General features: G+C 56.3%; 23 protein-coding genes. 19 read left to right on the forward strand and 4 right to left on the reverse strand.

The genetic code is table 11. From position 1 onward, the window contains the following. Nucleotides 1-45 precede the first annotated feature (45 nt). The 12 genes from cpaB (at nt 46) to FWJ25_RS09265 (ending at nt 12229) form a co-directional block, all read left to right on the forward strand. Nucleotides 46-915, forward strand: coding sequence for a Flp pilus assembly protein CpaB (gene cpaB, locus FWJ25_RS09210; protein ID WP_149599968.1), 870 nt, complete (start codon nt 46-48; stop codon nt 913-915). After that, the gene (locus tag FWJ25_RS09215; protein WP_246166729.1) at nt 905-2059 is read left to right on the forward strand and encodes a type II and III secretion system protein family protein; all 1155 of its coding nucleotides are present in this window, start codon (nt 905-907) and stop codon (nt 2057-2059) included. Before cpaB ends, FWJ25_RS09215 begins: the two co-directional genes overlap by 11 nt. A gap of 4 nt (nt 2060-2063) precedes the next feature. Beyond that, nucleotides 2064-3224 (forward strand): CpaE/TadZ family protein, encoded by a 1161-nt coding sequence (locus FWJ25_RS09220; RefSeq protein ID WP_149599969.1) that lies wholly within the window; start codon nt 2064-2066, stop codon nt 3222-3224. Between the two features lie 35 nt (nt 3225-3259). Beyond that, entirely contained in the window at nt 3260-4462 is a 1203-nt protein-coding gene (locus tag FWJ25_RS09225; protein ID WP_149599970.1) for a TadA family conjugal transfer-associated ATPase, read from the forward strand. Beyond that, a complete protein-coding gene (locus FWJ25_RS09230; protein ID WP_149599971.1) occupies nt 4462-5379 on the forward strand; it encodes a type II secretion system F family protein in 918 nt (305 codons plus the stop codon). Before FWJ25_RS09225 ends, FWJ25_RS09230 begins: the two co-directional genes overlap by 1 nt. After that, nucleotides 5372-6241, forward strand: coding sequence for a type II secretion system F family protein (locus FWJ25_RS09235; RefSeq protein ID WP_149599972.1), 870 nt, complete (start codon nt 5372-5374; stop codon nt 6239-6241). The genes FWJ25_RS09230 and FWJ25_RS09235 overlap by 8 nt, the downstream gene beginning before the upstream one ends. A 57-nt stretch (nt 6242-6298) precedes the next feature. Further along, nucleotides 6299-6985 carry a tetratricopeptide repeat protein gene (locus FWJ25_RS09240; protein ID WP_149599973.1) on the forward strand — a complete coding sequence of 229 codons (687 nt, stop codon included), beginning with the start codon at nt 6299-6301 and terminating at the stop codon, nt 6983-6985. Further along, entirely contained in the window at nt 6982-7263 is a 282-nt protein-coding gene (locus tag FWJ25_RS09245; protein WP_149599974.1) for a hypothetical protein, read from the forward strand. The genes FWJ25_RS09240 and FWJ25_RS09245 overlap by 4 nt, the downstream gene beginning before the upstream one ends. A 2-nt stretch (nt 7264-7265) precedes the next feature. Next, nucleotides 7266-8999 (forward strand): Tad domain-containing protein, encoded by a 1734-nt coding sequence (locus FWJ25_RS09250; protein ID WP_149599975.1) that lies wholly within the window; start codon nt 7266-7268, stop codon nt 8997-8999. 25 nt (nt 9000-9024) lie between these two features. Further along, nucleotides 9025-11109 carry a sensor domain-containing diguanylate cyclase gene (locus FWJ25_RS09255; protein WP_149599976.1) on the forward strand — a complete coding sequence of 695 codons (2085 nt, stop codon included), beginning with the start codon at nt 9025-9027 and terminating at the stop codon, nt 11107-11109. Then, entirely contained in the window at nt 11106-11603 is a 498-nt protein-coding gene (locus FWJ25_RS09260) for a transporter substrate-binding domain-containing protein (protein WP_246166730.1), read from the forward strand. Before FWJ25_RS09255 ends, FWJ25_RS09260 begins: the two co-directional genes overlap by 4 nt. Nucleotides 11604-11797: 194 nt before the next feature. Then, nucleotides 11798-12229, forward strand: coding sequence for a hotdog fold thioesterase (locus FWJ25_RS09265; RefSeq protein WP_149599977.1), 432 nt, complete (start codon nt 11798-11800; stop codon nt 12227-12229). Here FWJ25_RS09265 and FWJ25_RS09270 read toward each other — a convergent pair. Beyond that, nucleotides 12226-13215 carry a GGDEF domain-containing protein gene (locus FWJ25_RS09270; RefSeq protein ID WP_246166732.1) on the reverse strand — a complete coding sequence of 330 codons (990 nt, stop codon included), beginning with the start codon at nt 13213-13215 and terminating at the stop codon, nt 12226-12228. The two genes, FWJ25_RS09265 and FWJ25_RS09270, sit on opposite strands and share 4 nt — an antisense overlap. Nucleotides 13216-13286: 71 nt before the next feature. Then, nucleotides 13287-14018, reverse strand: a complete 732-nt coding sequence (locus FWJ25_RS09275) for a sulfite exporter TauE/SafE family protein (RefSeq protein WP_149599978.1) — start codon at nt 14016-14018, stop codon at nt 13287-13289. A 97-nt stretch (nt 14019-14115) separates the two neighbouring features. Here FWJ25_RS09275 and FWJ25_RS09280 point away from each other — a divergent pair, with 97 nt between their 5' ends. Continuing rightward, nucleotides 14116-14574 carry a YchJ family protein gene (locus FWJ25_RS09280; RefSeq protein WP_149599979.1) on the forward strand — a complete coding sequence of 153 codons (459 nt, stop codon included), beginning with the start codon at nt 14116-14118 and terminating at the stop codon, nt 14572-14574. 4 nt (nt 14575-14578) lie between these two features. Here the strand turns inward: FWJ25_RS09280 and FWJ25_RS09285 are convergent, their stop codons facing one another. Both FWJ25_RS09285 and FWJ25_RS09290 read right to left on the reverse strand, forming a co-directional pair. Continuing rightward, nucleotides 14579-14959 carry a rhodanese-like domain-containing protein gene (locus tag FWJ25_RS09285; protein WP_149599980.1) on the reverse strand — a complete coding sequence of 127 codons (381 nt, stop codon included), beginning with the start codon at nt 14957-14959 and terminating at the stop codon, nt 14579-14581. 31 nt (nt 14960-14990) lie between these two features. Further along, entirely contained in the window at nt 14991-16337 is a 1347-nt protein-coding gene (locus FWJ25_RS09290; RefSeq protein WP_149599981.1) for a CHAD domain-containing protein, read from the reverse strand. A 237-nt stretch (nt 16338-16574) separates the two neighbouring features. Between FWJ25_RS09290 and FWJ25_RS09295 the strand changes: the two genes are divergently transcribed. The 6 genes from FWJ25_RS09295 to FWJ25_RS09320 all read left to right on the forward strand — a co-directional run bounded on the left by FWJ25_RS09295 (nt 16575) and on the right by FWJ25_RS09320 (nt 23350). Continuing rightward, a complete protein-coding gene (locus FWJ25_RS09295) occupies nt 16575-18251 on the forward strand; it encodes a methyl-accepting chemotaxis protein (RefSeq protein ID WP_149599982.1) in 1677 nt (558 codons plus the stop codon). Nucleotides 18252-18383: 132 nt separating this feature from the next. After that, the gene (locus FWJ25_RS09300) at nt 18384-19448 is read left to right on the forward strand and encodes a TRAP transporter substrate-binding protein (protein WP_149600083.1); all 1065 of its coding nucleotides are present in this window, start codon (nt 18384-18386) and stop codon (nt 19446-19448) included. A 132-nt stretch (nt 19449-19580) separates the two neighbouring features. Continuing rightward, nucleotides 19581-20699, forward strand: a complete 1119-nt coding sequence (potA, locus tag FWJ25_RS09305) for a spermidine/putrescine ABC transporter ATP-binding protein PotA (RefSeq protein WP_149599983.1) — start codon at nt 19581-19583, stop codon at nt 20697-20699. Continuing rightward, the gene (gene potB, locus FWJ25_RS09310) at nt 20692-21549 is read left to right on the forward strand and encodes a spermidine/putrescine ABC transporter permease PotB (RefSeq protein ID WP_149599984.1); all 858 of its coding nucleotides are present in this window, start codon (nt 20692-20694) and stop codon (nt 21547-21549) included. The genes potA and potB overlap by 8 nt, the downstream gene beginning before the upstream one ends. Further along, nucleotides 21546-22316 carry a spermidine/putrescine ABC transporter permease PotC gene (gene potC, locus FWJ25_RS09315; RefSeq protein WP_149599985.1) on the forward strand — a complete coding sequence of 257 codons (771 nt, stop codon included), beginning with the start codon at nt 21546-21548 and terminating at the stop codon, nt 22314-22316. The genes potB and potC overlap by 4 nt, the downstream gene beginning before the upstream one ends. Further along, on the forward strand, nt 22313-23350 hold the full coding sequence (locus tag FWJ25_RS09320) for an extracellular solute-binding protein (RefSeq protein ID WP_149599986.1): 1038 nt from the start codon (nt 22313-22315) through the stop codon (nt 23348-23350). Before potC ends, FWJ25_RS09320 begins: the two co-directional genes overlap by 4 nt. The last annotated feature ends 159 nt before the right edge of the window (nt 23351-23509 follow it).

Here is a 23509-nt window from a genome sequence, read left to right on the forward strand (position 1 = left end):
TAATAATGATCAGCGATTTCGTGCGACTCAGAACAAGGATGAGTAATGAACAAGCGACTCGTGTACGCGCTGCCGGCTATCGTTCTGGCACTGGTGGCGCTGGCTTTGGCTGCGCTTGGGTTTCTGACCCGTAATCAGGAGACTGTACAGTCCGTGGTGCCGGCGTCGGTGTCGGATCCGGTGCAGCCGGAGCCTGATCCGGCGTACGAGTACCTGGTAGCCATTGAATCCATCACCCCGGGTACGGTGTTATCGGAAGAGGCGTTTTTACCGGTTACCTCGGACAAACCTGTCGCCGATGCCATACTTGCCTCTGAAGTGCCCATGGGCGAGCCGGTTAAAACCGGTCTGGCTGCGGGGCAGATCCTGAGTGCCAATCACCTCCGTAACGAAAGCCTGCTGGAACAAATGGTAGAGCCGGGCTTCCAGGCCATGGCGATTGCCGTGGATGATCTTTCCGGCGTTGGCGGTTTGCTCCGCCCGGGAGACCGGGTGGATGTAACCGCCGTATTTCGCAAGTCTGACCAGGATGAACCTGCGGCCATGCGCCTGTTGACAAACATTCTTGTGCTTGCAGTGCGGGGGGTTCCCCATCAGGGTGAGTCTCTGGAGGGTAACGATCAGCGTCGCAACGCAACGGTTGTTCTTTCAGTCCCTGTTGATGTTGCCCCCCGCTTATTGCTCGCATCCGCCGAGGGAGACCTCAGGCTTGCTGCTTCCAGTATGGTTGCCGATGACGCGACTCCGGAACTTGTGGCATCCGCTGAAGATGGCAAGGATGAGAAAGAAAAGCCGGTCTACCTGAAAGACCTCTTCCCAAAACCGCCCGCGCCGAAACAAGTGGCTGCCCCACCGCCGAAACCCCAGGTGGAAGTGTATGAAGGTGCTCAATCGAGGAAGGTGTATGTCAACTAACAGGCTGAGAATATCCCCATGGACGCTGGTGATGTTTGCGTTGTTGGCAACATCGCGAATGATTTCTGCCAATACGCTGACGGATGAGCCGGTTGCCCTGGGTGCCGGTGAGCAGGAGGTGTTTGCGTTTGATGAGGCCCTGAAACGGGTTGCTATCTCCAACCCCGACGTTGCCGCGGTCTCTGTTTCGGACGAGCGGGAAATATTGGTGACAGCCCGGGGTGAAGGTACAGCCATTCTATCGGTCTGGACAAAAAGCAGCAAAGAGCCGATTCAGGCACCGGTCATCGTAGCCGCGACCCGGGGCAACTCCCTGCCTTTTGGTATGCAGGTGCAGACCGATATCCGGATTGTCGAAGTTAACCGAAGCGAGCTGAATCAACTCGGAGTGTATTACGAAAAGCTGTTTGATGGCGGTACGTTCGGGGCGTCATTCGCGGCTCCGGATGCCATTTCGCCAGCGCTCGGGGCAGCCACCGGTTTTAATTTCTTCCGCTTTGGCAGTAGCTCCCTTGCGGTGATCAATGCCCTGGAATCCGGCGGCTTCGCCTATACCCTGGCTGAGCCTTCGCTGGTGTCATTGAGTGGCCAGAGCGCGACGTTCCTCTCCGGCGGTGAGTTTCCGATTCCCATCGACAGCGGGACGGATGGCATAGAAATCGAATACAAGAAATTCGGGGTCAGCCTGAGCCTGACCCCCACCGTTGTGAATGAAGACCAGATCATTCTGAAAGTCGCTCCGGAGGTCAGTGACCTGGATTTTACATCCGGCGTGTCCTCTGGCGGCGTGACGGTTCCGGGACTTCGGGTCCGGCGTACAGAAACCACCGTATCCATGGGCCCCGGCGAGACCTTCATTATCAGCGGCCTGGTTAGCCGGAACACCATCAATAACAGTGACCGCATCCCGGGGCTCGGCAGCCTGCCAGTGCTTGGCGCTTTGTTCCGCTCGGACCGCATTTCCAGTGAAGACCGAGAGCTGATCATGGTCGTCACGCCTCATATTGTCAGCCCCAGCAAGCAGTCTGGCCGTGACCTGAGTGCGATTGCCAAGGATTATGAACAGGGTAGTACCCGGTTTATTGATATGGCGGTAGGTACTGAGCCGGGAACGCGCCCGATCAAATACGGATTCAGTTGGTGAGCCTATGTCCACAGAAGAAATACTGGTTTGTGTCTCTGACGATATTGGTATCCGAACCTGGCTTGAGCGGAGTCTCCAGGGAGCGTGGCCGGTTGAGTTCGTTGGCTCTTCCGATCTGTCCCGGATAACACGCCTGGTGTCTGCGACCGGCACCGGTGTGGTGATGGTCAGTGCGGATGAAAACGACCCCGGCAAAGCGCTGCGGATTATTTCGGCGCTCACCAAGGCCGATGAAGACCTGGTGGTTGTCAGCGTCGTTCGCCGGGTAGCTCAGGATTTTCTGCTCCAGAGCATGCGGGCGGGAGCCCGGGACTGCTTTGTGGCCAGCAGCGACGGCGAGGAACTGCGCCGCCGGATCATTGAGTTCCGGTCCGGGACGTCGTCAGTGCGTCAACGGTCTGAATCGGTTCATGAAGACAAGATTGTACTTGTTACCAGTGCCAGTCCGGTGGTGGATACCCGGTTTTTCGCCCAGAACCTGACCTTCGCAACGAATTACTATCATCCGGAAGCCCGGGTACTCGGGCTGGACACGATGGCGGATGATCGACACGCATTCTACCTGGACAGCAATAACCGGCTGACCCTGGAGAACCTGCTGCGGAATCCGGATTCGCTGGATGCTTCCCTCATCGAAACGGCGCTGGAGGAGTATTTACCCAATCTGAGATTCCTGTCCGGTCAGTTGCCGACGCTGAGTGAAGGCGAGGAGTTGAATACGGATCTCTTCATCGTCATGAGGCAGTTGGCCAGCCTGTTTGATCGCATCATCGTCAATGTTGATCCTGCTGTTGCGGACTTCTGGGTGAATACGGTGGGTCTCAATGCGCGGGACCTGGTGATGCTGATTCACCCGGTTGTGGAACAGGCTCACGAGGCGCGGCGGCGGCTCGATTCCTGGCAGGAATGTCTGCCATCGAGTTGCGCCCAGAGCTTCCTGCTGGATGGCTTTGAGGGCGGAAGGGGTGTGCCGTCCATGGCTGAGCTGGAGCGTGCTGTGGGTATCAAGGCCCTGGGTGCACTGCCCCTCGACTGGACCAACCGTCTGAGCGCGATCAATGCCGGCATTCCCCTGCATCAGGTGCCAGGCCGCTCGAATTATCAGCGGGAACTTCTGAAAGTGCTCAAGCGTTACGAAGCGGATCGCATCCAGGACGTGGCCTGACATCAGTCACGGAAAACAGGGCTAAGAGATAAGTTATGGCGAGCAGAACCGATCAGGAATATCAGGATCTGAAAAAGCGAGTCCACTACTATCTGGTGGAGCGCCTGGACGAAGAGGGTGTCGAGGTCACCAACGTCACTAATGACATGCTGACCACGTTCGTGCAGACCAATGTCTCGAACTTTGTTGCCCAGAATCGGATTCCTCTGTCCGCTCAGAACCTGGCCGATCTCACGCGGGAAATTGTGGATGAAGTAGCGGGCTTTGGCCCCCTGGAACCTCTGCTGTCGGACGATGTCGTTAACGATATTCTGGTGAACGGGCCGCAAGATGTGTTTGTCGAGGTGGCGGGTGTTTTGCAAAGGGCCAACACCCGGTTCATTGATGACGATCACGTGCTGCGTATTATTCGCCGGATTCTGGCACCGCTTGGGCGACGGCTGGATGAATCCTCGCCAATGGTGGATGCACGTTTACCGGATGGCTCCCGTGTTAATGCCATTATTCCGCCTATCGCTCTGGATGGCCCCTCAATCAGTATCCGGAAGTTTACCCAGAAGCATCTCAGTGCCCAGGATCTGGTGAACAGTGGATCGATGACCGCAGAATGTCTCGACTTGCTCATCAGCCTGGTTCAGGGCCGCCGGAATATCCTGGTCAGTGGCGGTACCGGTACCGGTAAAACGACCATTCTGAACCTGCTTAGCCAGTACATTCCCCGGGAAGAGCGGGTCGTAACCATTGAGGACTCGGCCGAGCTTCAGCTCAATCATCCCCATATCGTTCGTCTTGAAACCAGGCCGGCCAACGCAGAGGGCAGCGGTCGGATTACCGCGCGGGAACTGGTGATCAACTCACTGCGGATGCGTCCTGACCGGATTATCCTGGGTGAGGTGCGGGCCGGCGAGATTATCGAGCTGCTGCAGGCGATGAACACCGGCCACGAAGGCTCCATGAGTACCATTCACGCTAATACCGCCAAGGATGCGCTGGTGCGTATCGAGACGTTGCTGGCGGTGAACGGGTATGACGCCAGTGAGCGGGCGGTAGGCCGTTTGATTGGCTCGTCGCTGGATGTGATCGTTCAGCTGACGCGCTTGCCCACCGGCCGCCGTCTGGTCAGCGAGGTGGTCGCCATGCGCCACGACTCCGAGGACGCATACGCGATGGAAAGCCTCTATCGTGCGGATCGCGAGGTCATGGATGAAGCTGAGTCTGTTCTGGGGGAAGGCATCTGATGCAGGCTCATACCCTCTTTGCCGCTTCCGCGATTGTCGCTGCGCTCACGTTGGTGCTGCTGATGGGGCAGTGGATCTGGGTGCGCAGAGCCGGTGTGCGAGCCATCGAAAAGGCAACCCGTACCCGGCTGTTTCCTGCTGAAGAAAGCATGGTTCTTGGTGGGGCGAGGGTGGATCTGGGGCCGTTGGAAACGTTCCTCATCCGGGCTGATCTGTCCATTACTCCGAACCGGATGCTGCTGCTGTTGACGATCGTGATTGCCGCACTGGCAATCCTGTTTGTAACCCGGGGGTTTGTGGAACTCGCGGTGACAGTTTTTTTCCTTGTGATCGGGGCCGTCGTCTGGTGGCGTGTGCGGTTCCAGCGGCAGCGACGCATCATCCATGAAGAGCTGCCGGGAATTATTGATTCAGCGCTTCGTAACATGAATGCCGGGCGGTCCCTGGAGCATTCGCTGGTGGTGGGCTTTGATGAATCGAGCCCGGTTTTCCAACCCCTGGTGTTCCGTCTGCGCAATGCGGTGGAGTCAGGTCGGGAGTACACCGGGCTCTTTGATGACTTCGCAAAACTCTACAACACACCAGCACTCATTCTGGTGGCCCTGGCGTTAAGAACATCATCCCGCTTTGGTTCTTCGATACGGCCGGTGCTCGAACAGGTTGCAGCGTCTCTACGCTCTCAGCAGGAGCTGCGGCGCGAGTTCCTGGCGGCTACCGCGGAGACCCGGTTTACTGCTGCTACCTTTGCTGTTTTGCCTCCGGGACTTGCTGCGTTCATGGTGCTCACCAATGAGCAGTATTCCGACATTCTTGTTAATACCGAAACAGGGCACAACCTGTTGATCACGGCGGGTGTCCTGCAGTTGCTGGGGATAGCGGTGATCTGGCGGATGATTCAGGGGGTGGGGCGTGCGTGAATTATGGTGGTTTGTGCCCGCAATACTTGCGTTAGCCTCGATCTGGATGGCTCTCTACCATGCCCCCCGCTGGTTTTTGCGGGTACGGATTCGTGATCGACTGCTGAATACGGTGCAGGGTGATGGTGAAGAAGGAAAATCCTGGTTAACCCTGTTTGCCGAGCGATTTGCGGGCCACAGTGTGACCCGGGGGGATTATGAGGAGATCGAACGGGCACTCGATGCCACTGGCCGCAGCCAGACTCAGGCACAAATGATTTATCTGATCATGTGCTGGCTCATTCCGTTGATGGGTATTGTTGCCGGGTTTTTTATTGCTGGCGCCTTGGGAGGCCTACTGATTGCCGGGGTGCTGTTTGTCCTGCCAAGACGGGTCATCCGGGGAATGGGGGCAACGGCGGAAAAGCAACAGAATATTGAGGCGATCGAACTGTGCCACATGACCCGGATGCTGATGGAAGCCGGTCTTTCGATCGAACGTGCTATCCGTCTGATTGCGTTGCAGGCGCGCCCGGTCATGCCCCACTTGTGTGTTCGTCTCGACCGTTTTAATCGGGTGATGGAAAGCGGTGCCGAGCGAACCGAGGCTCTGGATGAGCTTGGGAAAAACCGGCAGATTCAGGTGCTCAGAAATTACGTCAACCTGATGAAGCAGAGCGGTAGTCTGGGCTCCGGCGTGTCTGCGAGCCTCGACCAGATCATTCACGAAGCGCATCAGAATGAACGTAGCCGCCTGAAGGAAGACACTAACCGGATCGGGGCCAAGATGACCATTGTCATGATGGTCTTCATGCTGCCGGCTCTGTTCATACTGATAGGCGGCCCTGCGGTGCTGTCTATTGCCGAATCGTTGGGTAGTTGATTAACCATGAAACCAGACAGGAGCGATACCAAGTTGCGACAAGGATCGACCAAGCAAATGTCCAGTTTAATCCGCCCCATGGCCGGGGTACTGGCATCGATACTGTTGGCGGGCTGCGCATCCAGTGGTCCCCCGAAAATGGTGTCCTACGATGAAGAGCCTCCACTTATGGTCAGTTGCCGGACCACGGTGCAGCCTGAGGAGAGGCTGCAGCTCGATGCTATTGATGAAAAAATCGAGCAGGGCCAGATATACGCTGCCCTGGCCCAGCTGGAAAGCGACCAACTCGGGACCGAGCAGCACTGGTTGAGACGAGGCCAGCTGTATGTGCTGACCGGGCAGGTGCTTAATGCCCGTGAGCTGTTCGAAGCCCTTGTTAAGCAGTGCGACTCGGCAAGCAGCCATCATGGCCTTGGGTTGGTATCCATGCGGCAGGGACGCATGGCTGACGGCATTGAGCACCTGGCGGTCGCACGGATGAAAGCGCCCATGTCGAGCAAGGTTCGCAACGATTACGGCTATGCTTTATTGCAGGCGAATGAGAGAGCGACCGCTATTTACGAATTGAGAACCGCCTTCGAGCTGGCTAATGGCGAAGGCAGTGCCCGTCAGAATCTGGCTATGGCATACATTCTCGACGGCGACGCGTCGGGGCTGAGATGGATGGTAGAACGTTACGGCCTGACCAGCGAAGAGGTGGCGCACGCCAAGGCAACCGCGGAAAAGATGAGGAGATCCCAATGAACCGGTACTACATCCTTTTTACCGCAGTGCTCACCGGGGCGGCACCCGCGATGGCGGCAGACGCTTATGACTCCGGTTTCAGCTCCGGCGTGATTGAGCCTGTCGAAGCACCTCATAGCTCGAAGGTTCAGGAAAAACTCGCTCAGCAGGCCCGATCTCCTGCACCCGAGAAAGGTGAGCTGGCGCTTGAATTGTATGTCGACAGTCAGGCGAGAATTGCAGAAACGTTTCGCAGGCCGGTTCCTGACCAGATGACTGAAGACACTCTCGGTAACTGACGATGACACTCAAGAGGCAGTCCGGCGCACTCATGGTGATCACTCCTGTGGTGATCACCGCTGTTGTATTGTTCACAGCCCTTGCCCTGGATGGTGCCCGACTGTTTTCCCTGCGAGCGGATATGCAAAGCCAGGTCAACGCGGCGGCGACTGCGGCAGCGGATGCGTCACAGGCGTGTGGCGGCGAGAACATCTCGTTGGCTAACATGACTGGCCGGGCACTGGCGGCCGCGCAGGCCCAGGGCTTTGAAGGTGATGCCTCGGAGCTGGTCATCCAGCCGGGTGTCGTGGAGCCTTCGGCCAGTGATCCGAATACACTTGTGTTCAGGGCAGTGTCGGATATTGCCCAATCCAATGCAACACGGGTCAGCTTGAGTCGCGATGAGCCCATTTCCCGTTTGCTGCCGTCCGGCATGCTGGGGGATGTCACGCTTGACGTAAACGCGGCTGCCCGGAAGGAAGTGATTGCGTCGATCAGTGCTGCAGGTTCAACAGCGACGGTGGACGAAGGATTGCTGGGGGTCCTGCTCGAAGGCATCACGCAAGAACCGTCACTGAATATTACGGACTTCGACAGCCTTGGCGATACGCTGTTCTCAGTCGGCGATTTGCTGGGTGCCCTCGGTGTTGGTTCACTTGAAGATGCGCTGTTGAACAGCACTGCCGATGATCTCGCCGCTGCTATAGTTGCCCTTGCTGGCGCTACGTCGCCTGTTGGTGAGGTCGCCGATGCGTTATTGGGAAATGCGACCAGTATCAGTGTGAGTGAAGTGCTATCTGTGCTTGAAGGTGCTCAGGTTCCCGATAGTGCACAGGTTCGGGCATACGACCTTTTGATCAGTATTGCCCTGAACATACTTGAGTCCAGTGCTGACAGGGTTGAAGTAGACCTGTCTACCTTGCCTCTTGGCCTTGGGGCGGCCTTGCCTCCGGGCTTGATTGATCCGGACACGATTACGGTCGATATATTTGTAGAAAATGCGCCATCTGTCGCCATAGGACCTGCCAGGCAGGATGAGAATGGCGAATGGATGACGGCCTTTGATGAGGCCGACGTCAGCATCAGAGTGATGGCCGATGCGGAGGTTAACGTTCCCTTTCTGGCGAGGGCGACGGTGACTTTACCATTGGTCGTAAAGCTGGGGGGGGGTACAGGAGCTCTTCAGGGTGCTGACTGTGCACGGGGAACAACGAATAGCGTAGATTTTCTGGTAAACCTGAGCCCTCAGGTGGCTAGTATCGGGTCCGGAGACAGTTCTGATAGTAGTGATGAGGGCGAGTTCAGCACCGATGGAAGTATCGGTGTGACAGTCGATCTTCTGACAATAATCCCTCTCCTCCCTTCAGTGTTGGATCTGCAGGCCGATCTCGATGTATCGGTTGAGGACGCAACGCCGGATACCGAGACAGTTGAGGACTTCGAGCTATACTGTCCAGAGGGTGAGGTATGCCCTATGACCGCCGCCGTATCGGGTGGTGGTTTGTCTGGATTGTCAGTCGAACTGAGTTTGGATGAGGCCAGTGTTGCGGGATTGGATTTGGCGCCATTGCTAGACCCTGTAATCTCACCCTTGCTTCAAGGGGTGGGATTGGCTGTAAGTCCCCTGATGGAGTTATTGGTTGATCCGCTTGCCCAGGCTCTTGGACTGAAAATCGGGGGCATGCAAGTCGAGATTCAGGAAGCGAGTCAAAGCGGCAGCCAACTCATCGAGAATATTGAGGTGGTAGGGAGCTGACCCCCTACATTCAGGGAACAGGCCTATGCTGACAGGTCTTGGAGATAACTGGTGGGATACAGGCCAGCGGGCGCTGTTCGTGGCGCTTCCCTATCTGGCGATAGGCCTGGCAGTGGCGCTTGGAGCGCTTGTTCTGTATGTCCGCAGACTAAAACGGTCGGTGGACCTGTTGTCGTTCGAGGCTGGAACCAGTTCCCGTAGCCTGCGTAACGCCAACCGGGAACTCAAGACCCTCTTCGATCAGTCTCGCATTGCTGTTTTCTTGCTGGATAAGCAATCATCATCCGTTCTGTATGCCAATGCCACCGCTTTGGAGGCCTTTGGTGTTCGAACTCCGCAGGAAATGACGGATAACGTACTCCATAACCCTGATGCCTGGGGCCCGGCACCCTACAGCCTCCTGGATTTCGAAAAAGCGCTTGCAGAAGCCTCTCCCGCGGGCATGAAATCGTTTGAGTGGCGTGTCGGCCGATCTCAGGACCATGAAGTATGGCTGGATTGCTCCTTTTCGTTTCTGACCTACAAATCGAACCGGGCCATCATGTTTTCCGGGGTGAATATCACCGCCAGGAAGCGGGCCGAGCATCAGGAAAAACTGCATCAGCAGGTCATGGCTTCGATGGCCGGTGATCGTTCATTGCAGGAAACACTGGAGCGGGTGGTCCGTGTTGCAGAGGCCTCTATGCCGGGCGGTCGTTACGTTGTGATGCTGCGTGACAGTGGCCAGGGCCGGTTACGTTGGGGCGGAGGTAGTCTGTTCCCTGCCGCCTTCCGTCAGGCCCTGGAAGATATGCCCGTGCGCTACGGCGAGGGGGCGCCGGGCACCGCGGCTTTTACCAGAACGCGGGTTATCACGGAAAATATGTTGACGGATGAACACTGGCATTCCCGGAGGCAGGTACTGAAAGAGGCGGGAATTCAAGCCTGCTGGTCCGAGCCGATTGTCGGGCGGGGCGGCGAAGTACTCGGGACCTTTGATATCTATCATGATGATCCCTGGTTGCCTTCCGATGAGGATGTGGACGCATTGACCGGGCCGATCTTTCTGGCCAGCTTGGCCATTGAACGCCATCGCTCGCGGCTTGAGCTGGAGCAGATGGTGGTATCGGAGCAGGCCGTACGACGAATCAGTACAGAATTGCTGACCATTGAGCCCGACGCGGTCGAAGAAGGGCTGGAAGGTATTTGTGCAAGCCTGGGGCGTTATTTCAGGGCTGACCGGGTGTTTCTGTGCCGGGTGGATGACGTTTCCCAGGAGCTGAATCTCGTTAATGAATGGGCGGTTGAGGGACTTCCCCCGCTTCGGGAGCAGGTAATTAATCCTTTGCCGGTGATTCCGGTCAGCCTGGATGCTCTTCTCACGGTTTCCCGGCTGCAGATTTTTGATGGTCACAACCCCCTCCCCCCAATGCTGGAATGTTTTGCCGAACACCTTGCATTGGGGGATAGCCGTTCCCTGCTGCTGAAAGGCGTCTATCAGGGAGATCGGTTGATTGGCGTTCTGGGGATGGTCAAGACCGCCATGGCGGCTACCTGGCAGCCCGAGCACCTGGCCAATATCCGGCTGATGGTCCAGTTACTGAGCAACGTGCTTATGAGGCAGAAACTGGTTCGTACGCTGACGTTCCAGGCCGTGCACGACCAGCTGACGGGACTGTATAACCGGCATAAGCTCGAAAGCTTTATGGAGCAGGAAGTGGCACGATGTGAACGCTACGGTTCCACATTTTCTGTGATTATTTTCGATCTCGATTTTTTCAAATCGATTAACGACCGGTTTGGTCACACGGGTGGCGATGCGGTACTTGAGGAGGTGGCGGCCATTGTGGGGGGGGGTATCCGGGAGTCGGAAATTGCTGGCCGATGGGGGGGTGAGGAGTTTCTGATATTGCTGCCGGAAACCAACCTGGACAGCGCTCATGCGGTGGCGGAGCGGATTCGCAAGGGTGTGGAGACCTATCGTTTCACCATACCCGTCGATGTGACGATCAGTGTCGGTGTGGCGGTTTTCCAGCCAGGGGATAAATCTCAGAATATGCTTCAGCGTGCAGATGGGGCCTTGTATGTGGCCAAAAATGAAGGCAGAAACTGTGTGAGGCTGGCTGCATGAAGCATTCAACTGGCCTCACGCGACTCATTACTATGCTCCTGTGCACGCTGCTGGCGTTGCCTGTATTCGGGCAGCAGGGTACCGAAACGGTTGCTCCGCTGACCGTTACGGTCGGGGCAAATCATGCACCGCCTTACCGTATCCTTGAAGGCGGAAAACAGACAGGTCTCTATCTGGACATTTTTGAGCAGGTTGCCGAGCGGCTGGGCTGGGAGGTTCTGTACCGGGAGGCGCCGTTTCGTCGTGTGCTTCGAATGATGCAGATGGGGGAAGTGGATATCATGCTGGGCCCGCTCAGGACGCCTGATCGGGAAAGCCTGATGGAATTTGTGGCTCCTGCCTTTCCTCCGGAGCGGCGCCTGTTCTTTTATCTGGATGAGTCCAACCGGATCAATCGATACTCGGATCTGAAAGGCAAGCGGATCGGTGTCCTGGAAGGCGCGATCGTATATCGCGGTGGCCAAAAACTCCCCGGTGCTGACCTACGCCGATGATATACGGGCGGCGCTTAAGCTCGTAGAGATGGAGGGTATTCACGAGAACCTGGTTCTGAAGTATCTCGAACAGACCGGGCGATAGCGGAGACAGGTTTTACCATGAGGCGACTGTGGTGGTTTGGCTCACAAGGTTATAGACTTTCCAGACCGTAAAAAAATTAGTGAGCAAACCATCTATTAAGGTAAACCCTATGGCCATATGGACCCGTACCCCCCAACTGGACCAACTTGCTGAAGCGAGCCGAAACACAGCTGTATCTCATATGGGGATCGAGTATCTGGAGATCGGCGATGATTACGTCAAGGGGCGTATGCCAGTGGACGAGCGTACCGTACAGCCATTTGGCATTCTTCATGGCGGCGCATCGGTGGTACTGGCGGAAACTCTGGGCAGTATGGCGGCAAACTGCTGCCTTAAGGATCCGGACACCGTTGCTGTTGGTCTGGATATCAACGCCAACCATATCCGCCCGGTGAGCAAAGGTTGGGTTTATGGAACGGCCAAGGCCGTTCACATCGGCAGCGCGACCCAGGTCTGGGAAATTCGTCTCGAAAATGAAGAAGGCAAAACAACCTGCATTTCACGGTTGACTATGGCGGTCACCAAGATGTCCCGGCGCTAGACTTTTCGGGCGGGGTACAGGTGGATCTGATCTCGCCCGTTGTTCTTCGATTGGTACATCGCTTCGTCGGCCCGCGACAGTATTTTCTCAAGACGGCTGTCCTGAGGCTCGAGCAGAGCAATGCCAAAACTCGCACTGATTCTGATTTCCTGGTCCCGGTAATGGATCGGGCTTTCGCGGAACAGTGAGGAAAAACGATGAGCCATCTCGATAGCATGGTCGGCGTCGGCATCCGGCAGCAGGATGGCAAATTCCTCGCCTCCGACCCGGGCGGCAATGTCCGAATCCCGTCCTTTATCCCGTAGCAGTTGTCCCACATGCCTGAGTACGGCATCGCCGGCTTCATGGCCAAACCCGTCATTGATCAATTTGAAGTGATCCAGATCGAACATGATGATGGCCAGCGGAGACTGGCTTCTTTTTGCCTGGTGTAGCAGCTGCTGGCCAAACTGGAAAAAAGCGCGTCGGTTGTTTATCCGGGTCAGATCATCCTTCAGGGCTGTGGCCTCGGCTTTTTTTCGGGCCGCCTGAAGTGCAAGTTCCATGTTCTTGCGGTCGGTAATATCTGTGGCGATTTCCATCCGAACCAGACGGCCATCTGTCCAGCGAATGGCCTGGTCCCTGCACTGGTACCAGCGCTGATCTACGGTGTTCTGGAACTCCCAGACGTGTGGTGGTTTGGGGGTGCCGTCATGGTCAAGAAGCAGGTGGTTCGAGCAGAAACTGCAGGGGCCGTCTCCGTTTTGCAAAACGCTCCAGCACTTTCGTCCCTCATAACTACCCCAGATGTTGCGTCCAAACGCGTTCATGTAGAGCAGTTCGTAGGTGTCGAACGTGGAGACATACACCAGGGCGTCAAGGTTATCCAGAATGGCTGTCAGCCCCTCTGGGTCCGTGTGAACCGGGGGGCTGTCGTCTGCGCTTGCGGTGGGAACATCACGGGTAATGATGCCGGAGTTCATTGGTGTTGGTATTCTCTCGGTCATTTTATGATCAGTATAGCAGTCCCGACAGAGTAAAAACCGGATTTTGGTGGCATATCCGGGTTTTACCGACGTCAAAGTGTCATAAAACCCCGGATCAGTGCAGCGGTGCCGGCGACGGCAGCGATGCCCAGTATGATCGGGCGGAGACCCTCCAGGGGGATGTGGTGAACCAGTCTTCCGGACAACCAGAAACCAACAAACACGCCCGGGAAGGTGACGGCGAATAACTTCAGCTCCCTGAGTCCCAGATAGCCCGAGGCGATCAGGGCGAGGAGGCTGAACATGCTGGCGACCAGGAAAAATGCAGACATGTTGGCACGTACGAGGGGGCCCTTTTCGTTCTGGTAGATCATGGCAATAGGCGGCCCGCCGACGGCAGTAATGGTGCCCATGTATGTGGATGCAGCGCCGGCAATCATGCTGTTACGAGGGTTGAGCGCGGGCTTGAGTCCACCGATGCTGAGTACCACCCCGGCAAGAATCAGCCCTCCGAACATCAGTTCGAATCCCTTGGTCGAAACCAGTAACAATGTAATGGCAGCCAGTATCGCACCCGCAACACCGCCTCCGACAGCGAAACGTACCTCTGTGAGTCTTAGCGCGCCGCGGTTACGGATCAGCATCAAAACTGTAAGCAGGATGGCGTTGAGTACCAGGGGGCCAGGCAGCAAAAGAGGGCTGATGAGAAACAGAAGCGGCGCTGATAGCGTACCGATGCCATAGCCTGCAACGCCCTGAAGGCAGGCGCCGGCAAGAATCGCGAGGTTGGCCAGCAAGATCTGTAAAAGAGAAACGTCTGTCAAAAGGCACCATCAGGTCTGAGAAAAGGGAGGGCGGGGCGTAGACGGCTGGATGCTGATAAACTGCGCTCAAGAGCACAACAACTACAGATGGCGATCCATGATACCGGAATCCAAACACAAACCCTGTCCATGTGGCAGCGGTAGACCATACCGCGAATGCTGCGAGGTTTTCCATCAGGGTAAGCCCGCACCTACCCCGGAAGCACTGATGCGGTCACGGTACACTGCCTTTGTACTCAAACTGACACACTATCTGCGGGATACCTGGCATGAGAGCACCCGCCCTGCCGGACTGGATCTGGAAGGCTCTCCTGACTGGGTTGCGCTCAAGGTCATGGGTAGCGGGCATCAGGGTGATCAGGGCTGGGTCCATTTCCGTGCGATATATCGTGCGGGGGATGGCTGGGGTTTTCTGGAAGAAAAATCCGGTTTCTGTAGAGAAAAAGACCGCTGGTACTACCTGAGTGGTGATACCAGCGAAGGCATGCTCAAGCCGGGCAGAAACGAGCCTTGTCCCTGTGGGAGTGGCAGAAAGTACAAGGCATGCTGCCTCTGACGGGTTACTCGAACGAAGGCAGCTCGGGTTTATGGACGGGCTTGCCGGCTTCCTGCCAGGCGTCGAAACCGCCTGCAATGGACTGTACGTGCATGTAACCCATTTCCTTCAGGGCTTTAGCGCTCAGTGCTGCGCGCCCGGAGGTCTTGCAGTAGCAAACGATGCTCATGTCCCGGTTCTCAAAAGCCGGGTCGTTGGTGAATTTGAACTCCAGCATTCCACGGGAGATGTTGATTGCGCCGGGTATGTGGCCGGTGCGGTACTCGTCTCCATCCCGCACATCCAGTAGCAGGTCGGCCTGGCTGATCGCTTCCTCGGCCTGATTCAGGGACACTTCCCGAATCTCTTGTTTGGCGGCTTCGACGAGATCGTGAGCTGTTTTCATGAGGCCTCCCCTTTGATTAATTTGTATAAGCTTATTCCATTTTGGTGTCTGGCGTACAGTCAAGGCTGCCCAGAGCCAGGATTTCGGTTCTTGAAAGGGCCTTTTTCGCTGACAGGGCTGAATGGACTGGCAGCAGGTTGGCGTCCGATGCTCCTGCTTCCCCGGCCATAAACTCTTCAACCAGTTTGATCTGTACGCACAGATCCTGGAAGCGGCCATAGCGATCCTGGCGCGCTTTTATCCCCTTCAGCGGCTTTTTCCAGTGGGATGGTGCCAGTTCCATCAGGTAGCGAAGGCGCTTCAGGCGCTTTCTGAGGCTGTGGATGTCTTCATCCGGTGACAGATGAGTCAGTTCGGCTGTTCGCCTGTTGAACTCTCTGCCTCTGCGCGTCACAGCTTTGCAAATACTGGCAGATGACAGCTTTGAGGCCAGCTTGCGGAAATTACGGCTCTCGATGAAGCCTTCCCAGACCGCAATACTGTCCAGGTAGCGTTTACTCGACAGACGTTTAACCAGCTTTTTGTGTTCTTTTCCGGCTCGCCGGGAAAGATAAGCAACCAGTGTCTGTCGGGTTTGTGAGTCCTCCTGGCAGAGTTCGGGAAGATCCGAGAGAAAAACATGAAGGTCTCTCAAGTGGCTGGTTGCATTGGCATGCCGCTTGAGCTGCAGAATCGAGCGCGCCAGCAGTTTGTCCCCGGTCACCTCCTGCAGGGACTCCGCGATAGCCCGGCTCCGGCGAATTGCGACCCGGTACTGGTGCAGGAATTCGTCATCAAGCCCTTGTACAACGCCGGGTTGCAGTTGTTGGATCAGGGCCGTTTGTTCGAGGAGTGACGAGGGAATATCGCTGTCGTTTGCCGGCTTTTTCCGTTTCCGGGCGAAGTGGCCATAACTGTATTCTGCCGGCGTGAGGAAGGTTTCCAGCTTGCCGGTGTGCCGGGCCAGCTGATCCCAGTGTTTGATGGAAAGTCTGATGTGGATAAGGCTTGCTGTTGGCAGGTGTGCCGGTGGATGTTTCAGTAACCAGCCAGCCAACTCCAGCAGGGCCGGGTTGTGGCCGACAATCGCTACGCAGTCTCCATTATCGAGGTGCTGTAGCCAGTGCGCCAGTTTACGCCAGTTAAACGTATAGAGTTCCGGACAGGTTGTGACCTGACCAGGGCGGAGAGGCTCGGGCAGTATCCCTTCCAGCGTTTCCTGAGCCCGGGTGGCGTCGCTGGCATAGACCGGGCCATCGAACGCCCCGGCTTGCGCGAGCGCTCTTCGGAAAGGGAGCAGCTGACTCAGTCCCCTTGGGTTCAGGGGGCGTTCTTTATCGCTCAGTTGCTCATCTGTCCAACTGGATTTTGCGTGGCGTATCAGGAACAGGTGTTTCATGGGGCAGCCTTGGTACTGGTACTTTAGTCGTAGTTTATGCTCAAGGAACTGGCAGGGCTGCCGATAGGCTATCTGCATGAATATTAAGAATTCATGACAATTTCCTGCCAGGGCTGGCCATTAAAGGAATGAGCATCCATGTGCGCCCTTTTACAAACTGGAACAGCTCGTTCTGATTGTCTATGGATAATGCTCGAACAACTAAACCATAACAAAGATTTTTGAGGGCTCTGCACCATGAACTTCCTGTCTCGTCTTCGAATACGCACCCGGCTGCTGTTTGCCGTATTGGTACCGGTCCTGATTACGGCTGCAACGGTTGCCTGGATAACCATCAGTCAGATTCAGGCCAATGGCGAGGCAGAACTGGAGCGGCTCGAAAACAGCCTGCTGGAGGCGCGTAAAACCGGACTGAAGAACCTGGTTGAAGCTGCCAAAGCTGTGGTTCTGGAAGCCAAAGCGGACCCTGCATTGTCTGAAACAGAGGCGAAAGCTGAAGCAGCGTCCCGCATCCGCTCGATTCGTTTTGATAAGTCCAACTATGTGTTTGCCTATACCCGCGATGTCTACAACCTGGCATACGCGCCGGACCCTTCCAAAGAAGGGCCTACGACCAATCCGGTGCTTCGCAAACTGGTCGGTAGCCTGTTTGACGCGGCTGGCTCCAACGGGTATTTCGCCTACGACTGGATGAACCCGGCGTCCGGCAACGAAGAGCCCAAGGTGTCTTATTCCACGACAATTCCCGGTTGGGACTGGATGATCGGAGCCGGGGTCTATGTCACTGATATCAAGACGCAGGTAGCTGCTGCACGGGAAGACATTGAGGCCCAGACCGCATCGACCCTCGGCTTTGTTCTTGCGGTGACAGCCATGGTAGTCGTCGTCTCGCTGCTTATCGGGGCGTTTGTGGGCCGCACCGTCACTAAACCCCTGAGAAATGTCAGCGATATGATGCAGGAGATTGCGGCCGGTGAGGGTGATCTGCGCCACCGACTGCCGGAAGATGGTTCTGATGAACTATCTGAACTGGGGCGCCGCTTCAATGCGTTTGTGATCAAGATCCAGAACACCATTCGCGAAGTGGGGGCGACCACCGATCAGGTAGCTTCAGCGGCCGAGGAGCTGAGTCGGGTTGCTAACGAAACCCGGGCGTCGGTACAGGAACAGGGCTCGGAAACGGATCAGATCGCCTCGGCGATCAACGAAATGGCGGCCACTATCCAGCAGATTTCGGGGAATGCCAACGAAGTGGAAAGCGCCGCGTCAGATGCGGACCGGGTAGCCCGGGATGGCGGTGAAACCATTACCGGTGCCCAGGCGGCGGTAAACAAACTATCAGAAGAAATCCAGGACAGTGCCAACAGCATCGATGCCCTGGCTGAGAAATCCAATGATATCCAACAGGTTCTGGACGTGATTCACGCGGTAACCGAGCAGACCAACCTGTTGGCGCTCAATGCTGCGATCGAAGCAGCCCGGGCAGGAGAACATGGTCGGGGCTTCTCGGTGGTCGCTGATGAAGTCCGGCAGTTAGCCAAACGCAGTGCCGAATCTGCAGACCAGATCCGCGAGATGATTGGGGGCTTTGTTACTGAGTCCAGGGCTGCGGTTGAGCGTATGAACCAGTCCCGTGATCGGTCTTCAGAAACTGTGGAACGTATCAACCATGCGACCAGTGCTCTGGGGACCATCGAGCAATCTGTCGGGCAGATTCATGATCAGGTGACCCAGATTGCGACAGCTGCCGAGCAGCAAAGCCAGGTGGCGGAAGAGATTAATCAGAACGTGGTACGTATCGTTGATGCTGCCCAGCGTAGCGACACAGGGGTAACCCAGACGAATGAAGCGAGCCAGGAACTGGCCCGGCTGGGAGAAACCCTGAGAGGGTTGGTGGCCCAATTCAAGGTCTGAGGACGATAGCCGGCTGTAATCCGGAAAAGGTGCTGCCGGCGACTCTTGGCTTGAGATTTATCGCAAGCTACTATTGTGACGCTTTAATGAACGCAAGACTTAATAACAGACCAACAAGTGGTGCCAACAATGATGACTCGTCTGTTCAGAATGGCGGTAGCGGTATTGGCGTTTTCTGCCAGTTCGCTCAGCCTTGCTGAAGAAAACTTTACTCTGCGGCTTGCGCAGACCTGGGGACCCAATTCACCGATTCTCGGTGAAACCGTACAGCATATGGCCGACATGGCAGAGACCATGTCCAACGGCCGCCTTAAGATTCGTATTGATGCTTCCAACAAGCACAAGGCGCCTTTCGGTATTTTCGACATGGTGCGTAACGGCCAGTATGACATGGGCCATACCGCCTCTTATTACTATAAGGGTACGATCCCGAACGCCATGTACTTCACCACCGTGCCTTTCGGCATGACTGCGCCAGAGCAGTACGCCTGGTTCTACTACGGTGACGGCATGGAACTGATGCAGAAGGTGTACGAGCCATTTGGTCTGCTGTCGTTCCCCGGCGGTAATACCGGCAACCAGATGGGTGGCTGGTTCCGCAAGGAAATCGAATCGGTTGATGACCTCAAGGGCCTGAAGATGCGGACTCCGGGTTTTGCCGGCGAAGTGATGTCCGAACTGGGCGTTGCAGTCACCAACCTGCCGCCGGGAGAGCTGTACACCGCGCTGGAACGTAACACCATTGATGCTCTGGAATGGGTGGGTCCGGCACTGGATTTCCCTATGGGCTTCCATCAGATCGCCAAGTACTACTACTCCGGCTGGCAGGAGCCCGGCGCTGAGGTGCAGTTCCTGGTCAACCAGAAGACCTGGAATAAACTGCCTGCTGACCTTCAGGAGATCCTGAGAGTGGCCATGCGTACGGCTGCCTATGACATGTACATCCAGAGCACGCACGAGAGCGGCGTGGCCTGGGCGAACATGAAGGAAGAATACCCGGACGTGACCCACAAGGTCTTCCCGCCGGAAGTCATTGAAGCCCTGCGTGCGGCAACCAACAAGTTGCTGGAGCAGGAAGCCGAGAAAGACGAACTGGCCCGTGAAATCATCAATTCACAGCGCGGCTATCTGAAACAGGTTCGCCAGTGGACCAATATTTCCGACAAGGCTTATCTCGATAGCGTAGCCGGCGAGTAATCGTCGGGCCTGAAACACAGGCCCATCGAGGGTGCAAGCAAAAGAGGCGTCAGGATAATCCGAATCCTGGCGCCTCTTTTTGTTTGCTAACGTTTCTGGAAAAATAGGCCCCTTATCTATTGGGCAGGGCCTATGAACCAGACACTGCTTTCTCTGCGAAGTCTTTCCAAGCAATTTGATGGCAAATCCATCCTGGATTCGCTGGATCTTGATATCTATGACGGTGAGTTCCTGACTCTGCTGGGGCCATCCGGCTGTGGTAAAACCACGCTCCTGCGCCTGATGGCAGGGTTTGAACATCCCGATGCCGGCTCCATTACCCTCGCCGGACAGGATCTGACTCATACTGCTCCGGAGCATCGCCCTCTTAATACCGTATTCCAGAACTACGCGTTGTTCCCGCACATGACGGTGTTTGACAACGTCGCCTACGGGCTGAAGATGGAGAAACGGCCGAAAGAGGAAATCCGTCAGCGGGTGGAAGAAGCGCTGGCCATGGTACAACTGGAAGATTTTGCCGGGCGTAAGCCGCACCAGCTCTCCGGTGGACAACAGCAGCGGGTAGCCATCGCCCGCGCTGTGGTTAAGCGGCCGAAGGTGCTGTTGCTGGATGAACCCCTGTCGGCGCTGGATTACAAGCTTCGCCGCACCATGCAGGTAGAACTTAAACGCCTGCAACGTGAGTTGGGCATCACGTTTGTGTTCGTGACTCACGATCAGGAAGAAGCTCTGTCTATGTCAGACCGGGTTGTCGTGCTAAAGGATGGGCTGATCCAGCAGCTCGGCACGCCCAGAGAAGTCTACGAACGTCCGGCTAACCTGTTCACTGCCCGATTTGTCGGTGAGACCAATTTCTTTCCGGGGCACGTCGACAGGGCCAATGGCGATGAGACCATCACTGTTGATGTGTTCGGCCTGAAACGGACCTTCCGCAAACCTGATTTCCCGGTCTCTGAAGGCCAGCCGCTTCACGTGCTGTTACGGCCGGAGGATATCCGGGTCCTGGCACCGGATGATGCGGACGGCGTTCCGGGCAAAGTGGTTGAGCGTAACTACAAAGGCAGCACTCTGGACTCAGTAATCCATCTGGCAGACGGTACCGAAGTCCTGGCGTCGGAGTTTTTCGATGAGGATGACCCGGCCTTTGATTACCGGCTCGGCGAGCCCGTTCGTGTGAGCTGGGTGGATGGCTGGGAATGGCTGCTGCCGCAAGAAGGCGAACCGGAACAGGAAGCCGCCACGGATGCGTAACCTGATGCAGCAGCCGTTCAGGACGGCGGTGCTGGTGTTGGTCTGGGGCTGGTTACTGTTCCTGGTACTGGCCCCCAACCTGCTCGTCGTGGGCGCCAGTGTGATGACCCGCAGCCCCGGTACCTTCATTTCACTGCCGCTGACCCTGGATGCCTACCGGCAGCTGTTTGATCCGCTGTACCTGGAGGTTTTTCTTCACTCCCTGTACATGGCCGCGGTAACCACGACGGTCTGCCTGCTGATCGGTTATCCGTTTGCCTGGTCCCTGTCGAAGGTGGGCAAGCAGCGTCAGGTGCTGCTGATTTTCCTGTTGATCGTCCCGTTCTGGACCAACTCCCTGGTTCGGACCTACGCCTTGAAACTGATTCTGGCGACCAACGGCCTGCTTAACAGTGCGCTGATGTCTCTGGGCTGGATCGACGAGCCGGTGCAGATGTTATATACCGAAGGTGCGGTGGTTATCGGCCTGGTCTACCTGTTGCTGCCGTTCATGATTCTGCCGTTGTACTCGGTATTCGAAGACCTCAGGGAAGACCTGTTACGTGCCTCCCATGATCTCGGTGCCGGGCGCTTTTCCACGTTCATTCATGTCATCGTTCCCATGACCCTCCCGGGGGTGCTGGCGGGGATTATGCTGGTCTTGCTGCCTGCGATGGGGCTCTTCTTCGTTCCGGATATTCTGGGTGGCTCCCGCAACCTGCTGGTGGGGAATGTCATCAAGAACCAGTTCCTGGATGCCCGGAACTGGCCGTTCGGTGCTGCGGCGAGCATCATGCTGACCCTGGCGATGGCTTTCCTGATGTTTGCTCACCGGCTGAGTAAACGGCGGATCGGGGAGGACGGCGTATGAGCCACTGGTTGCCCCGGACCTACCTCGCGCTGGTATACCTGTTGCTGTACGTGCCCATTGCGGTGCTGGTGGTGTTCTCGTTCAATGATTCCCGCACCGGCTACGAGTGGGGTGGCCTGAGTCTGCGCTGGTATGAAGCCCTGTTTGATAACCGGGCTATGGTCAGGGCAATGTGGAACTCCTTGTGGCTTGCGCTTTCTGCGGCCACGGTTTCCACACTGATCGGTGCTCTGACGGCACTGGCGCTGCACCGTTACCGGTTCAGGGGCAAACAGATACTCAACGGCATGCTGTTCGTGGTGATGATGTCACCGGAGATTGTACTGGCCATCTCCCTGCTGGCGCTGTTCCTGCTGGTAGGGATGCAACTGGGCTATGTCTCCCTGTTGCTCGCCCACGTAACCTTCTGCCTGCCTTTTGTGGTGATCACGGTCATGGCCCGGTTAAGCGGGTTTGATGAACGGTTGCCGGAGGCGGCCCGGGATCTGGGGGCCAGTGACTTTGTCATGACCCGAACCGTATTGATCCCGGTCATCATGCCAGCCTTGCTGGCGGGCTGGCTGCTAGGGTTTACACTGTCACTGGACGACGTGGTAGTGAGCACCTTTGTCAGCGGGCCGACCTATGAAATCCTGCCCCTGCGTATCTATTCCATGGTGCGTGTAGGGCTGAAACCCGAAGTAAATGCCCTGGGTACGCTATTGTTGGTGTTCTCACTGGTGATGCTGATCTTGTCTCAATGGATACTGTTAAGGAGTAGACGATGAAGAAACTGGCACTGGCCGGCCTGCTTGCTGTGGGCCTGACTGGCTGCAGTTCCGAGGAACCGCAGGTTCTGAACCTGTACAACTGGTCTGAGTACATGCCCCAGGAAGTGCTTGACCGGTTTACCGAGGAAACCGGTATCCAGGTGGTTTACACCACCTATGACAGCAACGAAGCGATGTATGCACGTCTGAAATTGCTGGATGACAGCGCGGCCTACGATCTGGCTGTCCCGTCTACCTACTACGTGAGCAAGATGCGTCAGGAAGATCTGCTGATGCCGATTGATCGCGCCAAGATCGAAGGCTTTGACCAGTTGGACCCGGATCTGGTGAATCTGGACATTGACCCGGACAACGCCTACAGCGTGCCTTACCTGTGGGGAACCACCGGACTCGCGGTGGATTCAGCGGATGTGGATGGCGAAGTGACTGCATGGGCAGACCTGTGGGACGATCGCTTTGATGGCCGGGTCATGCTGACCAACGACATGCGTGAAGTATTCCATGTGGGGCTGCGGGTACTGGGCTATTCCGGCAACAGTACCGATCCTGAAGAAATCAGGCAGGCGTACGAAAAACTCCAGGAGCTGATGCCATCGGTGCGCACCTTCAACTCGGATGCGCCTCGTATGCCGTATCTGGAAGGCGAAACCGATATCGGCATGATCTGGAATGGTGAAGCCGTGATGGGTAAAGAAGTCCTGCCAACTCTGGAGTATGTTTATCCGAAGGAAGGCATCATCGCCTGGCTGGACAGCTTCGTGATTCCCAAGAACGCGAAGAATCCGGACGCGGCCCACAAGTTCATCAGTTTCGTACTGAAGCCTGAAATCTCCGCGTTGATCAGCGAAGAGATCGGGTACGCCACTCCGAACCTGGCATCCCGTGATTTACTGGACGATGCCGTTGCCAGCGACCGGGCCAGTTACCCGACGCCGGAAGACATGGCCAATGCCGAGTTCCAGACCGACATTGGTGATGAAGCCCTGCAGGTGTATGCCAAGTATTGGGAAATGCTGAAATCCGGTCAGTAATCGAGACGGATTGGCGTTATTTAAAAAACGGAGGCTTTGACCTCCGTTTTTTGGTTTTGGGCTTCACAAAATTGACATAATTGGTCTATACCTTCTGATAACAAAAGCTTAGCAAACTCCCGAATTCACGATCTTCAACTCAGATGAGTCAAGGAAGCG

Source organism: Marinobacter salinexigens (assembly GCF_008370345.1).
In the GTDB taxonomy this organism is placed as follows: Bacteria; Pseudomonadota; Gammaproteobacteria; order Pseudomonadales; family Oleiphilaceae; genus Marinobacter; species Marinobacter salinexigens.